Source organism: Paenibacillus tuaregi (assembly GCF_900086655.1).
Lineage (GTDB): Bacteria > Bacillota > Bacilli > Paenibacillales > Paenibacillaceae > Fontibacillus > Fontibacillus tuaregi.
Genome location: NZ_LT575476.1, coordinates 3,859,765 through 3,877,568, shown reverse-complemented (window position 1 = coordinate 3,877,568; position 17,804 = coordinate 3,859,765). Strand labels below are relative to the sequence as shown.

The 17,804-nt window shown below is 45.8% G+C and carries 17 protein-coding genes and 1 pseudogene; 11 read left to right on the top strand and 7 right to left on the bottom strand.

From position 1 onward, the window contains the following. Positions 1-6: 6 nt before the first annotated feature. On the top strand, positions 7-207 hold the full coding sequence (locus tag BN6628_RS26965; RefSeq protein ID WP_082926952.1) for an S-layer homology domain-containing protein: 201 nt from the start codon (positions 7-9) through the stop codon (positions 205-207). Between the two features lie 665 nt (positions 208-872). On the opposite strand, the gene rplD is transcribed toward BN6628_RS26965, so the two are convergent. Beyond that, on the bottom strand, positions 873-1,496 hold the full coding sequence (gene rplD / locus BN6628_RS17340) for a 50S ribosomal protein L4 (RefSeq protein ID WP_068619618.1): 624 nt from the start codon (positions 1,494-1,496) through the stop codon (positions 873-875). Positions 1,497-1,859: 363 nt separating this feature from the next. Here rplD and BN6628_RS17335 point away from each other — a divergent pair, with 363 nt between their 5' ends. Continuing rightward, positions 1,860-2,273: a hypothetical protein gene (locus tag BN6628_RS17335; RefSeq protein ID WP_068619616.1), complete on the top strand. Its 414-nt coding sequence runs from the start codon at positions 1,860-1,862 to the stop codon at positions 2,271-2,273. A 108-nt stretch (positions 2,274-2,381) separates the two neighbouring features. Here BN6628_RS17335 and BN6628_RS17330 read toward each other — a convergent pair whose 3' ends face one another. Then, positions 2,382-2,645 (bottom strand): CD3324 family protein, encoded by a 264-nt coding sequence (locus BN6628_RS17330; RefSeq protein ID WP_068619615.1) that lies wholly within the window; start codon positions 2,643-2,645, stop codon positions 2,382-2,384. A gap of 183 nt (positions 2,646-2,828) precedes the next feature. Continuing rightward, the gene (locus tag BN6628_RS17325; RefSeq protein WP_068619613.1) at positions 2,829-3,863 is read right to left on the bottom strand and encodes a Cfr family 23S rRNA (adenine(2503)-C(8))-methyltransferase; all 1,035 of its coding nucleotides are present in this window, start codon (positions 3,861-3,863) and stop codon (positions 2,829-2,831) included. A gap of 714 nt (positions 3,864-4,577) precedes the next feature. Between BN6628_RS17325 and BN6628_RS26455 the strand changes: the two are divergent. From BN6628_RS26455 to BN6628_RS17305, 4 genes and pseudogenes are all read left to right on the top strand, one after another. Next, positions 4,578-4,730 (top strand): annotated as a pseudogene (locus tag BN6628_RS26455) (DUF6530 family protein); the annotation flags it as partial. Between the two features lie 14 nt (positions 4,731-4,744). Beyond that, entirely contained in the window at positions 4,745-5,953 is a 1,209-nt protein-coding gene (locus BN6628_RS17320; protein ID WP_068619612.1) for an MFS transporter, read from the top strand. A 386-nt stretch (positions 5,954-6,339) separates the two neighbouring features. After that, a complete protein-coding gene (locus tag BN6628_RS17310; protein WP_068619608.1) occupies positions 6,340-6,699 on the top strand; it encodes a GIY-YIG nuclease family protein in 360 nt (119 codons plus the stop codon). An 86-nt stretch (positions 6,700-6,785) separates the two neighbouring features. After that, positions 6,786-7,265, top strand: coding sequence for a DUF6530 family protein (locus BN6628_RS17305; protein WP_068619607.1), 480 nt, complete (start codon positions 6,786-6,788; stop codon positions 7,263-7,265). 88 nt (positions 7,266-7,353) lie between these two features. On the opposite strand, the gene BN6628_RS17300 is transcribed toward BN6628_RS17305, so the two are convergent. Further along, positions 7,354-8,295 (bottom strand): helix-turn-helix transcriptional regulator, encoded by a 942-nt coding sequence (locus BN6628_RS17300; RefSeq protein ID WP_068619605.1) that lies wholly within the window; start codon positions 8,293-8,295, stop codon positions 7,354-7,356. Positions 8,296-8,391: 96 nt separating this feature from the next. Here BN6628_RS17300 and BN6628_RS17295 point away from each other — a divergent pair, with 96 nt between their 5' ends. From BN6628_RS17295 to BN6628_RS17280, 4 genes are all read left to right on the top strand, one after another. Further along, complete coding sequence (locus tag BN6628_RS17295) at positions 8,392-10,671, top strand: ATP-binding cassette domain-containing protein (RefSeq protein WP_068619604.1); 2,280 nt, start codon at positions 8,392-8,394, stop codon at positions 10,669-10,671. 129 nt (positions 10,672-10,800) lie between these two features. Continuing rightward, positions 10,801-11,694, top strand: coding sequence for a TetR/AcrR family transcriptional regulator (locus tag BN6628_RS17290; protein WP_068619602.1), 894 nt, complete (start codon positions 10,801-10,803; stop codon positions 11,692-11,694). Positions 11,695-11,998: 304 nt separating this feature from the next. Continuing rightward, on the top strand, positions 11,999-13,231 hold the full coding sequence (locus BN6628_RS17285) for a cytochrome P450 (protein ID WP_068619600.1): 1,233 nt from the start codon (positions 11,999-12,001) through the stop codon (positions 13,229-13,231). A gap of 141 nt (positions 13,232-13,372) precedes the next feature. Next, on the top strand, positions 13,373-14,299 hold the full coding sequence (locus tag BN6628_RS17280) for a divergent polysaccharide deacetylase family protein (protein ID WP_068619598.1): 927 nt from the start codon (positions 13,373-13,375) through the stop codon (positions 14,297-14,299). Here BN6628_RS17280 and BN6628_RS17275 read toward each other — a convergent pair. After that, the gene (locus tag BN6628_RS17275; RefSeq protein WP_068619596.1) at positions 14,286-14,987 is read right to left on the bottom strand and encodes an N-acetylmuramoyl-L-alanine amidase family protein; all 702 of its coding nucleotides are present in this window, start codon (positions 14,985-14,987) and stop codon (positions 14,286-14,288) included. The two genes, BN6628_RS17280 and BN6628_RS17275, sit on opposite strands and share 14 nt — an antisense overlap. 164 nt (positions 14,988-15,151) lie before the next feature. On the opposite strand from BN6628_RS17275, the gene BN6628_RS17270 reads away from it, so the two are divergent. Next, positions 15,152-15,376, top strand: coding sequence for a YqzE family protein (locus BN6628_RS17270; protein WP_068619594.1), 225 nt, complete (start codon positions 15,152-15,154; stop codon positions 15,374-15,376). 67 nt (positions 15,377-15,443) lie between these two features. Here BN6628_RS17270 and BN6628_RS17265 read toward each other — a convergent pair whose 3' ends face one another. Together BN6628_RS17265 and BN6628_RS17260 are read right to left on the bottom strand one after the other, a co-directional pair. Next, a complete protein-coding gene (locus tag BN6628_RS17265) occupies positions 15,444-16,394 on the bottom strand; it encodes a hypothetical protein (RefSeq protein ID WP_068619592.1) in 951 nt (316 codons plus the stop codon). Positions 16,395-16,717: 323 nt separating this feature from the next. Further along, positions 16,718-17,800, bottom strand: coding sequence for a YqhG family protein (locus BN6628_RS17260; RefSeq protein ID WP_068619590.1), 1,083 nt, complete (start codon positions 17,798-17,800; stop codon positions 16,718-16,720). Between the last annotated feature and the right edge of the window lie 4 nt (positions 17,801-17,804).

Sequence of the window (17,804 nt, the reverse complement as noted above, 5' to 3'; positions counted from 1 at the left end):
GGCGCGATTGAGGCGGTCCGCAAACTAAGCATCGTGAATGGCCGCGGCGACAATAAGTTCGTTCCGAACGGTACTGCGTCCCGGGCGGAAGCGGGGGAAATTTTTAGTCGTATAAATGGCAGCCTTTTACCCCTAACTTGGGGAGGGGCTGCCATTTTTGAAGTAAGCATCTTTAATCGTTGTCCAAACAAAACGCAATATTGTTAATTTCATGCTGATTCAAGAACGTTCATGGATTAATCGGAGTGCAACCCAAGAAAGTTTAATTTCCTCTATTAAAGGTTAAGAATATTTGCGAAGCTCAGAAACCCACAATTATAAACCTTCTTGCTGTTTCTGACTACATGGAATATATAACTTCTATCAGAAAACGATCAATTTTATTTTAGTTTTTCTTAAAGACAAATAATTGACTCCATTCACTATAATACCCAATAAAGACGCATTTACCGGGCTTAGCAAGGCTAGATTCTTGAAAGCTGTTCTATAACAAGTTCATAGGTATTTGCCGAAATTAATACTCTAACATTAGTACTATAGATACCGGACCATTTAACAATAAGCTTAGTTAAGAGCGATACAAAAGGAAAGTATGATATGCACATCTCAAAGTCCTTCTTGCATTTGATGTACTTCTGGAAGTTGATTGCCCTTATCATAGTAATATATGCGTTCCTGTTTAACTATACGTGCAAGTTTTTTGCCAGCCGGTGCTTAACGGGATTCTTAATTTAGGAACGTGGGATTATATTACATATTAGTACAAACCTTTTTTATTTGATGTTATTCGCAGTTAAAATAACAAAGCTATATTTAGGCCATCGCTCTGCATAGGAGTTATGGCGATGCAGATCCAACAATATTATCCTTCCTTACGAGTACATTTCCGTTATCCTAGTAACAGCTTCTTTAGCAATTATTAATTGATCACAATTCAGGACATTGTATACATTTATGGAATCAGCTACGGTGGTTTCTACACCAGGGATGTTATTGGAACTCTTAATAATAAAGTTATCTATGAAAGGTGTAACAATCAGTACCTTTTTATCTGCTCCAAGAGCATTAAGCATAGCTACAATAGACTTTGTCCTGTAATTGTCTAACTTGATTTCGTCGACGACAATGAATTCTTTGTTCATTACTTTGCTGGACAATGCAGATTTTATAGCGAGCCGCTTTACCTTTTTGTTGAGTTTGTAGCTGTAATCACGAGGTTTAGGTGCAAACACAACTCCTCCACCACGCCAATGCGGCATACGAATGGAACCTGCTCTGGATCTATCAATTTTATTCTGTTTATACGGTTTGCTGCCGCCGCCTCTAACTTCACCACGTGTTAAAGATGACTGTGTTCCACTTCGAAGATTGGCCAGATAATTTATAACTGCATCATGCATAACCGATTCATTGGGATTAATGCCGAAGATAGATTCTTCAAGTTCCATTTCACCAACATCAATGCCTTCCATGTTAAAAAGAGTGACTTTCAACAATATTTTCTCCTCCAGATCCTAAACTTTTACGGTATAGGTACTCTCATCACAGTAAAAGCTTGATTATATAAGAAAGCTTGTTGGGTCGACGCCGCTCTTAGTATATTTACAATTGCATCCATTATGAAAACCTCCGTTTACACTATGACATTTTAGAAGAAACCTTTAGATTAAAGGTAACAGATAGAAATCAATGAAACTATACACAAAATGGTTCTGTGCTGTTTGGTATAACCTGAGCGGCCTATGAAGGGTATTAACCATATCCAGAACGTCAGCAGTCCCATAGTCGATTGAAGAAATGCATGGAACTGCGTATTATTATGATCGATGATTATACCTTTGAATGGGGGCATGGAGAGTATGTCGGAGGACAATATTCGAGGCGAACAAGTGAAAATTATTTGTGCAGAAGATTGTGGAAACGCACCTAAAAAAGAATTACTTAGAGCGTTTAATGTTGCCTTTGTTTGCAACGATAGAGGCTTTATCATGGAGAAGATCATAGAAGAAATCAAATGGAATTTTATCGGTAGCCATGTATTACAAGGTAGGGATCAAGTTTTCAAAATGCTTGAAAAACTGATTGACAAAAAGCCAGTGGAGTTAGTGATCAGCAATATAATAACGCATGGTTATTCTGGTTCGGTAAATGGCATTCTAAACCTCGAAGGCAATATTAGCTACGCTTTCTGCAATATCTACCGTTTCAATAGCAGTTTAAACAAAACCAAAATTAAGGAGATTACTTCTTTTATAATTGACATTTCAAAATAATAAACAAGAAATGAGAGCTCAACAGTTTGATTTAACATGACCAAATAAAAAAGCCACCGCAGCCCTAGAGATGGACATGTGGTGGCAAGACTCTTACGCCTGCGCTTGTTATTTGTTATAAATTATTTTTCGGATAGCATAAACAGAAAGGCAGTAAGAGTCTGCAAGTTCTTGAATGGAAGTACCCGAAGAGTATGCCTGTATTATGTCACGATTTCGTCTATCAATCTCCTCCCGGAAACCGGATAATTCCCCCCACTGCTTATGATGCTCTTTCACTGCTGGAATATAGAGGTATTCACCTTGTACAAAAATTTGCAATTGTTCAACCAATTCTTTGGGGAGAATTGCATTAGCGTTGATATATCTCATGTAGACTCACTCCTTGAATATTTATAATATTTCAAGCAGCAAAGCCAGCATGATTGGTGATGATGTTATTCCATGCAAATATCACCAAATCACTGTCTTTGCATGGAAATGAACATGAGTTATTGTGAAATTGTCATGAGACATCATCCGTTTCTCCTTTTCATTTCAACTCAAATCCTTATATCACTTGTTGATTCCGTATAGTTGACCGCATGCTGCATTAATGTCCGTTCCGAATTGTGCCCGCACGGTGACTTTGATGCCCTTTGTTTTTAAAATACGGACAAACCTTTGAACCCGGTCTTTGTCCGATTGTTGGAAGCTTTCAGGCGTTACGTCGGTTGAATTGTAGGGGATTAAATTGACGTGATATAAATGCTCCCAAGGTCCTCTGTCCTTTAACAAAGCAGCAATGGCTTCCGCATGTTCATTTGAATCGTTTTCTCCCCGAAGTAAGATATACGCAATATATACCTTTCTACCTGTATCCCGGATATGCTGATCCAGCTTGTTCAACACCTCATTCAGCGGAAATCGGTGGTTAATGGGCATGAGCTCGCTCCGCTGTTCGTCAAACGGAGAGTGCAGCGAAAAGGTTAGGTTCACCTGTGGAAATTCCCTTGTCAGACGATCGATCCCCGGCAGAATTCCGATGGTAGAGACTGTAATTCTTCGATGCCCTAAACCAAAGATTCGTGAATCGGTTAGAATCCTAAGCGTGTCGAAGATATTAGGATTAGCGAGCGCCTCTCCCATCCCCATAAACGAGACACTGTCCAAGGCTTGACCATTGAAATGAAAGTACAGCAATTGGTCGGTAATTTCGTCCGCAGTCAGATTTCGTTTCAGCCCGATTGTACCGGTAGCACAGAAACGGCAGCCATATCCGCATCCACACTGACTGGAAATGCAGTACGATTTCCAGCCCCGCTCATAGCTTAGCTGAACGGCTTCTATGCGTTCACCGCCCTCCATGGCAAAAAGTACTTTATTCACTTGTTTCGACGTCTTTTGCATGACAGGGGTTAAGTTCAAAACGTGTTCACCAAGGTTCTTAATTAACTCGTTTCTTATCCCCTTAGGCAGTATGGTCATTCGGTCATATTCACCAATTCTATGCTTGAAGATCGCATCGGCAATTTGTTGGTACCGATATGCGGGTTGTTTCAATTCCGTTAAAATGCGTTGAATCATTTCGTATTTTGAAGTTGATTTCATGTTTTTTTCTCCTCTTAAGCCGGAGAAAATGCCTAAGCACCATTGTCGGTGCTTACCATACACATTAACCAACCCTATTAAAATCCACGAAGCTTGTAGCTGGAATCGCTACGTGCATCTATCAATAGATGGATAATGCTCCGGCATCCGTTTAGTTTGATTGTGAACCGTACCCACGTGCAATGAACGGTTCACATGAACATCTACAACTTCAATCATCTATTTCGACCTCCTGAGATAAAAAATCATAGAGTACATTAAAATTCCGCGATAACAATAACTTCCCCAAAAAATAAAGAGCTGCAAGAAAGTTACCTTTCTTGCAGCTCAAATGAACTAGAATCTACCCACATAATGAAATAGATAAAAATGATTTGAGTGAAGAGAATAAGTAACTTTCTTGCTTAACAAAGAATAAAACAATCGTTGTTTTATCATTCGTAAAATAGCAAGAAATATTACATTATTCTCATCATCTCCTCCGCGTTTATTAAACGTCATTGTAGCATAACAAATTTCAACTTTGCAAGATTAGATGGACTATCGTCCCCGTTATCTCAAGAGCGCCTTTTGGTCAAAAAATAACGGAAGTAAAAAAAACGGCTTGACTAACGATGAAATCCAAGATAATATTCTAATCACTGATTTAGTAAATTAGTAAATCAGTAAACAACTAACGAAATTGTTGATCGAGAAACGAAAGAGGGGGACAAGATGAAGAATCAACTACGTTATAGGCATAAGCCTGTTGTCGTATCCGAAAATTATGAAAAAATTGACGGGCAGCTTGCCAGAAGCACGGCTTCAAAGTGCCTATCATTAGATGTTGCTCAACGGAACGATAGAGGGAAGGTCGATATTTCGGCCATGGGGTATTAAACATGTTTACCAATCAATATGTCCGAACGATTATCTTTTCCCGGGTGCTGCTGCAATTGGGAATATGGATACGGAATTATGCTGTGCTTCTGTATGTTACCGATTTGACGAGCAATAATCCGGTTGATGTATCTCTGATCTCGGTTGCGGAATTTGCACCGATCTTTCTGTTAGGCCTTATTGGAGGGACCTTCGCTGACCGATGGCGGCCCAAGAGAACTATGGTATGGAGCGACTTGTTGTCTGGCGTGTCTGTGGGGGCTGTGCTGCTTGCGGTCATGAACGGTGGGTGGATTGCACTTCTTATCGGGTCGTTTATTTCTGCCAGCCTGTCCCAGTTCTCCCAGCCTTCGGCCATGAAACTGTACAAGCGGCATGTGCCCGCTGAACAGCTGCAGGGTGTCATGGCGATGTCCCAAACGCTTGTAGCTATCTTTACGGTTTTGGGACCCGTCATAGGTACGTTTGTTTTTATTAAGTTTGGCATTAACGTATCGCTAATCCTGACAGCGGTTATGTTCCTAGGGTCTTCCCTTGTATTAACCACTCTTCCCCGTGATGCGGAGGAACCGCAGTCAGGGAAAGCTGGCGGCTTTATCAGGGAGTTAACGGATGGCCTAAATTATATCGGAGCTAACAAATCTCTAAAAACGCTCAGCTGGACCTTTTTGGCGGTCGGTTTAGCATCAGGGCTGACTCAGCCGCTTCAGCTCTTCCTGGTTATTGAGAACCTGGGGCAAGACAAACAGTTCCTGCAGTGGCTGGTGATGGCCAATGGGGCTGCCATGTTGGCAGGCGGAGCTCTCATTATAGCCGTGGCCAAGAACGTAAAGCCACAGCTCTTGCTCTTGGTAGGCCTGCTTGTCAGCGCCGTCTGTACGATTGGATTGGGCGCGTCAAAACAAATTTGGCTGACTCTTATTCTGCTTGTGATCAGCGGGTTGTTCTATCCTTGTATTCAAAGCGGCATTCAGACTCTTCTTGTCCGGAACACCGAAGGAGCATTTATTGGCCGGGTATCGGGAACAATCACACCCATTTTCATGGGAATGATGGTGATAGGTATGTTTGTCTCCGGTTATCTCAAGGATACGTTTTCCCTGCTAGGTGTATATATGGTGAGCAGTGTGTTTCTGATCATCGGCGCGCTGCTGCTGCTCCCTATCGTGGTCAAGAAAAGAAGTAAAGCGGAGACAGGCTCAGCATCTTGATGGGCCTAGAGAGGAGAAACCAATGGAGGAGCATGGACAATATTATTGTCACCAAAGAGGCAGTGGAGTGATACAGAACAAGAGCTGATTTGGAAAAAAATAGTATCCCATAAGACCAGTGAGGAAGAACTCCGTATTAGTAAAGAAGTAAAACGGAACTGGAATCGCGGAGAAATGAAAATTGCCAATATTCTGTTAGAGGGCGATGCCGGTTCTGGAAAAAACCAATTAGCCAAAGCCTTAAAGAGGTCATCAGCGAGATATATGGTTATGAAAGATTTCTGGACATTACGAATCTGCGTGAATTCCCAACAAAGTTAGTTAGGATCATTGCCCGGTATATATGATTTACATGAATTACATTAACACGAGAAGGAGAGAAAGACATGGATAAGAATAAGCGAAAAGAGCTGCTTGAGGAATACAAGCAGATCAAGTCGTATATGGGTGTCATCCAGATCCAAAATAAAGTCAACGGGAAAATCTACATTGACAGTTATCCCAACTTGAAGAACAAATGGCTCACCCTGAAGATGCAGCTGGATCGAGGGAGATTTGCAAATGCTCAGCTGCAAAAGGACTGGCTAGAATTCGGAGCGGATGCGTTCACTTATGAGGTCTTGCAGCAGAAGGAAAGCGATGAGGTGACAGATATGCGCTGGGAACAGAAACAAATGTTGAAGCCGTGGCTTCAGAAGTTGCAGCCTTATGGGGACAGAGGATATAATAGACCACCCAAGGATTAAGCATTTGACTAGCTGTAAAATTCAAGATAAGATGAAACCGTTATCTAGTAAATTAGTAAGTAGATAAACGGAATGAGGGAATAAAAGTGAAGATACCTACAACGTTAAAACATAAACCGGTTGTTGTGTCGGAAAATTATGAGAAGATTGATGGGCGGATGGCCGGGAACACGGATGCGAAAGGTCTTTCCCTGGGCTTGGCTCAATGGAACGATAGGGGCAAGGTCGATATTTCGGCCAAGGTATGGAGATACACGGGGGAGAAATGGTCAAGACAATCGGAGGAGCTGCCTCTTCATCGTGTTCTTGATTTGTCCATTCTAATTTGCCGGTCTCTGGAGCATTTCCGTGAAGCCTATCGTTATGAGGATTTATATGACCCGGAGAAGCCTGTTATTGAGCGGGTTGGTCTGCAAGGGGATGCCATGACCGTGGCGATCTGTACGGACAATGAGAGAATTAATGAAGATATTAAGCTGTTTAATCAAGCGCTGAGCGACGACGATGAAATGATCGGCGAGCGCTTGCGCACATTATCCAAAATATTAAAGGATATGGGATATTAGATTAAGTGAACATCAAACCCGTCAAAAGACCTTGATTTTACAAGGCTTTTGACGGGTTTTTAATTTCTGATGAAAAAAGAAGAAGCTTCTATAAGTAATGGTGGTACAGCTCTTTGGCCATTATGCCTATCCGGTCTGCAATCTCGCGCGGTTCAAGCACCTTGGCTGAGGTGCCCAGCTGAAAGAAGTAGCTGGATACAAACTCCAGCTCACTTTGATCGATCCCGGTCTCCACATAACCGTACTCTTCATCAGTCGTGACGATATAAGGCTCCAGCCATGGCTGACTGCGGCACTGCCGGATGCCTTCCCGGGTCAGCTCCACATACAGCCGGACAGGGTTCTTGGGTGCTTGCGCGGTCTGGTTATCCAACCAGCTGGGCAGGTTAACCGGCGGAACGGCGATGTCCTGTGTCACCTTCAATGATACAATCCGGTCAGCCCGGAACAGGCGGGTTTCGTGAGCGTCGGGATCGAAAGCAGGCATATACCAGAAGCCGTTATACGCGTATAGACCGAGAGGTACAATTTCCCGCACGGTATTATCTGCTTTCGAAGCATATACCATTTCAAGGATTCGATTCTCGGTGGCCGCCTCTATGATTTCCTTCAGAAAAGGTGAGGGGGTGCTTGTTTTGTGAGTCCAAAAAGCTAGAACGGATCCGAGACGGTCGACTTTGTTTTGCGCATCTGCTGGAAGACTTGCATACAGTTTTCTGGAGACTGAATTCATGTTGATGTCAAAAGGCATGGAAGGATAGTACCTAAGAGATTGAAAGGCGAAGAAAATGGCAAATGCCTCGTCTTCATCCAGGATAATCGGCGGCAGCATCCGGTTATTCAGTATCCGGTAACCACCCCCGCGGCCTGGCTCGGTATAGAGCGGAACACCCATTTCACTTAGATCCATTAGATACCTGTGCGCTGTCCGGATAGAAATATTGAATTCATCAGCCACTTCCTTCGCTGTGAAATGGCGTTTGGCATTGATATACATCATCAGGTCCAATAGGGCCTTGGCTTTTGACATGGATGGCTTTCTCCTTCCCTAGGTTAACATGACAGTAATTGACATGTTTAGAGTATACAATTTTAATGAACATGCTTAAAGGGGAGGAGAGGCATCATGAGCAGTAATGATTTTATTCAGGTTACCGGTGCGAGAGAGAAAAACCTCAAGGGAGTAAATGTAGCCATTCCGAAGAAACAAATTACCGTGTTTGCAGGCTTGTCTGGTTCAGGTAAATCGGCACTGGTATTTGATACGATTGCGGCCGAGTCGCAGCGGCAGTTGAACGAAACCTATTCCAGCTTCATCCGCAACCGGCTTCCACATTACGGGCAGCCTGAGGTGGAGTCCATTGACAAGCTGCCGGTAGCCATCGTTATCAACCAGAAGAGAATCGGAGGGAACGCCAGGTCAACCGTCGGTACAGCCACGGATATCTATGCTTTGCTGCGCCTGTTATTTTCCCGTTTCGGGAAGCCGTTTGTCGGGGAGTCAAGCGTCTTCTCTTTTAATAATCCGCAAGGGATGTGTCCCGAATGTGAAGGCTTAGGCAAAGCCAAAACGGTTATGGTCGATCGGTTGATCGATCAGGAGAAATCGCTGAATGAGGGGGCGATTCTGTTCCCGACCTTTTACCCTGGAGATGTAAGATGGAAACGTTTTGTGTGCACGGGTCTGTTCGACAATGACAAAAAACTGAAGGATTATTCAGAAGATGAAATGGACACGCTGCTGCACAAAACCGGATTCAAACCGCCTCATCCACTTGAAGGCTGGCCGCCAACCTCCTTGTATGAAGGAGTCATTCCACGAATAAAGCGTACTTTTCTGGATAAGGCGGAATCCAGGGATGGCGAGCGGTACAAAGAAGCGATTGATCATGTGGTGGTTGAGGCGCTTTGTCCGGCATGTAAGGGGGGCAGATTAAATCAAGCTGTGCTGGCGTGCAGGTTAAATGGGCTGAACATTGCCGACTTCGGCAGAATGCAGATCAGTGACCTGCTCGGGTACATTCGGACCGTTCACATACCGGAAGGCCGAACGGTAACAGAAGCGATTACAGAGCGATTGACCCATCTTGTTACGATTGGGCTTGGATATTTGAACCTGAATCGTGAAACATCCAGCCTATCAGGCGGTGAATCACAGCGGATCAAGATCGTACGCCAGCTTGGAAACAGCTTAACGGATCTTGCGTATATTTTTGATGAGCCGAGCATTGGACTTCATCCGCATGACGTCAGCACGATCAACCGTCTGATGCGGGAGCTCCGGGATAAAGGCAACACCGTTCTCATCGTGGAGCATGACCCTGACGTTATACGCATTGCCGATCATATTGTGGAGATGGGGCCGAAATCCGGAAAATTCGGCGGTTCCGTCGTCTATGAGGGGGATTTGGAACGTTTACTGAAGTCGGACACCTTGACCGCCAAGGCGCTGAAGCATAAACTCACACTCAAACCTGAAGTCAGACAGCCTGCCGGCTGGCTGGAGGTTCAGCACGCCACGATGAACAATTTAAAAGACGTAAGTGTACGCATACCTACGGGAGTGATGACCGTTGTTACAGGAGTGGCGGGATCAGGCAAAAGCACATTGATCCATCAAGAGTTCTCGAAACGCTATCCTGGGGCGGTTCTTATTGATCAGAGCACGATCGGTGCTTCAAGCCGCTCCAATATGGCTACGTATACCGGAATTTTTGATGTGATCCGGAGCCTGTTTGCCAGAGAAAACCGGGTGAGCGCTTCACTCTTCAGCTTTAATTCACAAGGGGCCTGCCCTCACTGCAAAGGCCTAGGGGTGATATACACGGATTTTGCCTTTATGGATACGGTTCAAACGGTCTGTGAAGAGTGTCATGGCCGCAGGTTTAAGGATGAGGTTCTGGCGATGACATTTCGCGGATTGAATATCAGCGATATATTGGCTATGAGCGTGGATGAGGCGTTTGATTTTTTCCGGGATACCCCAGAGATTGCCTCAGTGCTTAAAGGCTTAAAGGAGACCGGTATCGGCTATGTATCTTTGGGCCAGCCGCTCAGCACCTTGTCAGGAGGCGAGCTGCAGCGGGTAAAACTGGCTGCTGAGCTTGAAGCAACCGGGAATATCTATGTGCTTGATGAACCCACGACAGGACTTCATATGTCGGATGTTGATCAGTTGATTCACATCATGAACCGTCTGGTTGAACAGGGCAGCACTTTAATTGTTATTGAGCATAATTTGCAGGTCATCTGTCAGGCGGATTGGATCATCGATCTTGGTCCCGGTGCAGGGCAGGATGGAGGAAACGTTTTATTTGAAGGACCTCCTCAGGGAATTATGGATTGTCCTGCATCGCTGACCGGACACCATATCAAGCAAGCGATATATCCGGACTCAGGCTCCTGATATTCGGCCCATTCCGTGGGCCTTTTTTTTGCCTATTCGAAATCTGTGGTACAAGCATCTACCAGCCCCCTATTTTCCTGTTACGGCTAGTGATACAATGGGAATCAAAAACGATCGGTGAGAAAAAAGATGAGCAAACGCAAAGAATTGTTGTTAGAATCGGCACTCAGCCTATTCATTGAGCATGGCTTGGCGAATACAACCATTCAGATGATTCTTGATCAATCAGGAGTCTCAAAAGGAACATTTTATAAATTTTTTAATTCGAAAGAGGATTGTTTCCACGCTATTTTTGAAAAACGCATGCAGGAAGATCTTGAAATCCGAAAAAGTCTGGAGTATAAGCCTTATGCTTCCGATTTCGACCGACTCGTTGATCAGATTGCTGTGCCCATGATCCTGCCGGATAAAGAACGAGTATGGGAACTATTTTGGGCAGGTTTTTATTCAGGGGAAGTTAATTCAACGAAACTGGCGAGCATGCAATTAAGGTGGCTGTCTGAACGCTTCATTCACCTGTTTGGGGAAGAGATCAGCAGTTATGCCAGCGAAGGGGCTATATTGTGTTATGGAATGCTGCACCAAATTGATAATATGTCGAGGTGCTTTCACTCCCAGAAGCCTGATTGGTATGAGGCTGTATCCAAGGTATTGACCTATGTAGGGGTTCTGCTTCGAGCGATGCAGGAAAGGAATGAGCATATTTTTGATGAACAGGCCTTGTCACTACTCCGTCAATACGAACCTGATGAAGCGGAAAGTACAATAAATAAAGAGGCCTTAATCTCTGATTTACAACAGTTTCACAAGATAGTTCAGAACTCGAAGGAATCAACGAAATTAGAAGATCTTGCTCAGGGATTGCTGGACTTGATTGAAAGGCAGGATTGCAATAATTTTACTGTGATTGAGGTCGTTTTAATTGCATTTCAGAAGGAGTCCGCGCAGAGTGCTTTTAGCAGGGAAGGCCAGAGGATTGCGAGAAGCTGTTGGTGGTATTTAGAGCATGTTAAAACAATATAGACCGGGTGTACAGCTTGGCGGATGCCAGGCTTTTTTGCTGCGGATTTTTAAATAATATACTCATCGTATATTTACAAAAACCTTTAATATAAGTATCTAGTCTGATTTGCATAAGTAAATTTGAAATTAATTATACCATCAGTATATACTTGAAGAGTGGTAAAAAATTCTAATATTATATGAAAATGTCGTTTTAAGGAGAGGGAGTGGTGTCAGTCGATAAGGTATCTCTTATATTTTAGGAGGAAGACGTCTCTGAACTAAAGCGCTGATCCAAGATCAAGCAGAGGAGGAGTAGCCTTAAATGTATAAAGAAGTGATTTTTTTGGATACTATTACTCAATTCAAGACCAGAGCCGAACAGTTTTTCCCTATGGAATGGTATAAGAAGATGTTAAATGAGCACCCGGTTTATTATCATCAGGAGACGGATACGTGGAATGTTTTTCGTTATGATGATGTCAAAAGAGTGATCAGCGATTATGAATTTTTCACTGTGGAGGGCAATAGAACCACCATAACCGTCGGCACCGGTAATAAAGAAGGGGCGGTTCCAGAGAAAATTAGCCTTACAAGCGTAGACCCGCCCCGGCATCAAAAGTACCGCTCGCTCATGTCGGCTGCTTTTACACCACGAAGCTTGAAAGCTTGGGAGCCGCGCATCCAAGAAGTGGTTCAGAACCTCATCAATGACATTCCGGATAACGGTGTGACAGACATCGTGCAGTCACTTGCCAGTCCGCTGCCTGCCATCGTGATGGCCGATTTGCTTGGTGTTCCATCACATGATTATCATCTATTCAAGAAATGGGTGGATGTTCTGTTCCAACCTTACAGCTTGGAAGACGAGCAGGAGATTCAGGCCAAGAAACAGATAGCGGCTAAGGAGTATTTCGAGTATCTCTACCCTGTTGTTGTTCAGAAGAGATCCAATCCCTCCGATGATATTATCTCGGATTTGTTGAAGGCAGAGCTTGAGGGAGAACGTTTCACCGACGATGAGGTCGTTCGCTCGACCATGCTGTTATTGGGAGCTGGAATTGAGACTACAAGTCACATGCTCTCCAGCACTTTTTATTCACTCTTATATGATGATAAGACTCTGTATGAACAATTAAGAAACGCTCCGGAACTTGCCGCCAATGCTGTGGAAGAAATGCTTCGTTACCGGTTCCATATTTCCAAACGGGAACGTACCGTGAAGCAGGACAATAATCTTCTAGGTGTTCAAATGAAAAAGGGGGATGTTGTCATCGCCTGGATGAGCGCGGCTAATGTAGATGAGCATATGTTTGAAGATCCGTTCACCCTCAATGTTCATCGCAAAAACAACAAGAAACATCTTACCTTTGGAAATGGGCCTCATTTTTGTTTGGGAGCACCATTAGCCAGATTAGAGCTTACCATCGCTTTAACGGCGTTTCTTCAAAAATTTTCACGGATCGAACCAGTCCCTGATTTTGATCTGGAGAACAATCTGGTGGCTTCCGCACCAGGCCAATCCCTGATTCACCTTCCAATGAAAGTGATAATTTAACAACGAGGTCAACCAGTTCAGCTGGTTGGCCTTTTTCACTTCAGAAATGAGAACCTGAACCTCCCTTGATTGGCATACATATTTAGTTCCCCAACCTCACACAATGAAGAAACAACTTGTTTAGCTAAGGAGGGGCGGAGTATGGACAGGAGAATGTTCAGGACAATTGGGAAGAAGACTGCCCGTGTGCTTACAGCAACGTTATTATGCGGGTTGGTTGCCGCTTCGTTTCAACCTGAGGTTAAGGTGCAGGCGGCCGGCCTCAGATCAATGCAGATTACCTTGGATGGAGCCGGAAAGTCTGGAAATCCCGCAAATCCCGGAAATCCAGGATCAGTCAAGAGCCCGGAGGTTCACCAGCCTAAGAAAAAACTTGCCGTCATCATTGATGATCTGGGCAACAATATGGCCGGCACGGATGAAATTCTCAGCATGCCGGTCAAGCTGACGGTGGCCGTTATGCCTTTCCTTCCTTCCACCGAAAAGGACGCAAAGCGCGCTCATGAGCGGGGGTATGACGTGCTGCTGCATCTGCCGATGGAGCCCAAACACGGAAGGCCCGAGTGGCTGGGCCCGGGAGCTATCCTGACAAGCATGTCTGATGCTGAGGTGCGAAAACGTGTTGAAGAAGCTATCGACAACGTTCCATTTGTTGTAGGGATCAATAACCATATGGGCTCCAAGGCAACTGCCGATGAACGGATCATGTCGATTGTGCTTGATGTATGCAAAGAGCGGGGACTGTTCTTTGTAGACAGCAAAACAAATTATAGATCGGTGGTCGGAAAGCTTTGTGCCCAAAGAGGCCTGCCACAGGTCAATAACCATATCTTTCTTGATGATGTTGCATCCATCCAGCACATCTCCAAACAGATTATGAAGGTGGCGGAGTGGCTGAAGGAGCATGACCACTGCGTAACGATAGGCCACGTTGGAGGCAAGGGGAAGAAAACCGCAGCTGTCTTGAAGCAGTCGATCGATACGCTCAAGCAGGAGGCGGATTTTGTTGGAGTCAGTGAGCTGGCTCGGGAGCAGCATCAGATTAGCCCTGGACCTATATTTCCGTAAAATAATCCATAATTCCCGCAGCGATAGCCTTGGCAATTTCCATCTGCCCCTTAGAGCGTGTGAGCATAGCCCGATCCTGCGCGTTGCTGAGGTATCCGGTCTCAACGATCACCGCCGGATAGGCGACATGATTCAGCAGATAAAACGGTTTGCCGAGCATAGGCCAGGTGCGCGTATTGTAAAGCGGGTCCAGTGCATTCTGAATAGCTGAAGCCAGCAGCGCACTACGCCCTTCATTCTGATGAAGGACAACCGGACCCCGCTTGGCATTGTTGCGCCCCCAGTTCACATGAACACTGACCACAATGGATGTGGTCAGCTCGTCACTCAAGGCTTTCCGCTGTGCAAGATCACGCATATGACGGGAACGGCTCTTCAGCCAGTGGTTATCGTCACTAAGCGCATAATCCTCGGACCGGTTAAGAACAGCCCGGTATCCTTTAGCCTTAAGAATCAGGTACAGCTTGCGGGAAATATCGAGGTTGATGTCCTTCTCCAGTATTTCCTTGAATGAGGTCCCTCCGTCAATTCCACCGTGACCAGCATCAATTAGGATGATGGGCTCCGGAAAGGCATGTCTTGCCAGCCTGTCCATTTCATCTGGACGGGCTTCTTGTGCTGATGCAGGGATCGCCGCGTGTAGGGTAAGAAATTGTATAGCCATAATAACCAGAAGTATCTTCTTCATGAATAATCACCTTAAGGATTGGTTTCTTTTGCCTTTGTCTTAGGGTTCCCGTTTAGAAATCATGCATGCAAGTCAGCAGCAAAAAATTCAGGAATAAGAAGTGCAATTCGGGCGCACAATAGAGGTAAGGAGATGATTGTCCTTATATAGAGGAGGGATTGTTCATGGCCAGCGGCGATGAACTGGTTAAGATCATTACCGAGAAGGTTGTATATGTGATGGAGACTCCCAAGGAAATCCGGCGGCAGCAGCGTCCTGCCCGGGAGCCCTGGAGCCGCAAGTGGTTTGGAATGCTTCCTTTCGCCATCGGGATGTGGTGGGAGAGCGAGCCGCTGCCCCTTCTGAAGGAACGGCGGAAGAAATCTTCGACCCGTAATGATATCAATTGATGGCATAAAAAAGCTGAGCCCATTCATTTTCAAAAGGGATCAGCTTTTTGTCGTTCATGCCTATAGTTTAGCTGCCGTCCGTCTCATAAAATTCTCCCATCTGCTCTAGGGCAGGAAGTGCAATCCAGCGGCTTAGAGATCCTGATTTGGATAGGATATAAGTGCAGTCCATGATCGTGTCATCTCCAGCCCAGCGCTGGAAGCCGTTTACCGGCAGGGAGATGGAATAAGTACGATCACCACCCCGTGAGGCGTAGACCAGCCTTTTTTTCTGTTTAAGCATAGCCGTAATGGCGCCTGTTTTCAGCTGGAGGGGCTTTTGAATCATCCATGTCAGATTCTCATAAGTATTAAAGGCACGGCTCGTAATCACAGTTTTGTCAGGTTGTATCAACTTATGGCTGCTGTTAACAAACTTCGGTGAGGTCAGGGATAACGGGTTATTAAGCTGTCTGGCCCAGCTTGCGTCTGATTCTGGCAGGAGTTCCCCGCTTACGGCGTCAAAATATTTAGAAGGCCGGCCGACCGTTTTGGGAACGGCCTTCCACTCGGCTAGAACAGGTCCCGCATATCTCATCTCCACTTCAAAGCTCCCAGACTGCCCTTGGCTTCTTAGGGAGCTGAGCATCTGTTCACGGCTCTTCTCGGAGAATAACGGGTCTGACCCAAGCCCGTATTCAATTAAGGCATAACCTCCATGCGGGGCTGCTCCAATAATTAAATACCCGCCGGATGCCGGGGAGGTTCCCTCCACGATCACCATCCAGGAATGGGTGCCTGGTCCCAGCGGCTGAGTGTACAATCTGGCCCCCGCCCAATCCCGGAACGGGTCCTGGCTGGACAGATTTTTGATCATTTTCTGTGCGAATTGCTCCACTTCTTCAGGAGCGGTGGCAATGTTGGCTAATTCTGCAGCAGCATTAGCGTATGCAGGAGCAGCGAACAAAGTCTCATGGCTTGACAGCACCAGCGACAAGAGTAGACCCGTGCGGAGCAGCCGGCATAGTCGGTTCTTCATAGGGGCACCTGCCTTGATAGAGTAGTGAGCTTGTCCTCGGATTGACCTATATAAAATGAACTTTAAAAATTAACCTCTCACAGCGGAGAGGGCGAGTGATTCTGAAGAAGCGGAGCGTCCGCCTTTGTCTCCGAAATGCCCCTACTTGGATATCTAGTTCAAGCATTTCGGAGACAACAGCATCGCAGCGCTCTAAAGGGTAACCTTTATTAGTTCATTTTATATAGTGAAATAGATGCATTTATTGTAGCCAAGCCTGTCTCAGAAGGCTGTTACAACCTGTCGGGACAAGCTTGTCAGCGGCGTTCTATTTTTGCGGTCTTTTAGCGATACCGGTCTATTTGTCTTAACGGGTCCGGACGGAGATGAAAGATTCCGCAATTTATGGCGGAAACAAGAATGCGGGGCTCGTACTGCCAGCGTATTTCCTGACGTCTGGCTCCATATTGCTCCTGAGCAGACAGCTTCTTCTCGGGGTCTTCCTCAAGCAGCAGGTCTTTGTAATAAGCGTCAATCAGCTCCAGTTCCTCCTGGAGCCGGTTATGAGCTTCGATGGCCCAGCTTGAATCAACCGCATCCAATCGGCTCATTAACGCCTGTTCCAGAGCTTCCCGCCCCTGATCCAGACTGAGGCTGGTGGGCTCAATATGAATATTCTCCGGCAATCTAGGCGTCAGCTCCCTGCCCTCAAGCCGTTCGCGGAAGTGAATATCAACTCTGCCGCTGGACAGTGAGACGCCGATGAAGTGCAGCTCCTCGCGTTTCATATCACAAGCGAACTCAGCTTTGAAGCACACGCCCAGCCAGGGCTCATAAGCGGCAGGGAAGAGGGTGACCCGCTGCCGCTGGCCGGGGTCTTCAAACAGGTAGACACAGCTGCCTCCGCGCTTCGCCGCTGAGAAGATTGAATTCAGCCGGGGGCTGCCAAAATGCAGGTGCTCCCGTTGAATTCTTCCCGGACCTACGTTCGGGAGCGGCCGGACGACTCCGAAGTAACGCCCCAAGATGCTGTCTTCGGCTTGGGGAGCCGAGGCGGGCTGGACCCATCCTGATGGTGGTCCTGATGATTCTGATTGGGGGCCTGATACCGCCCCCGATGATCTTACAGGCTGATTCAGCTGGGCGTGAAGCTTGCTTCGCCGCTCTTGTTCCGCGTTCTCGGATTTCAGGAGCTCAGCCGCATCGTACTGTTCAGGATCGAAGACGAACAAGAATGACATCGTCTCCGGTTCCGTCTGTGTACGCTCAATGAATCCCCAGTAGAACGGCCGTCCGGTCAGTTCCTTGTCGGCTTCAGGAGAGAGCTTCGTTGTGACGTGATAGGGGGATTGGTCTAGAATCTGACAACCTGTAGTCTGAAGGTAGGTCAGCACATAATCCCGAATTTGTTCCGTTGTCATGGTCATAACG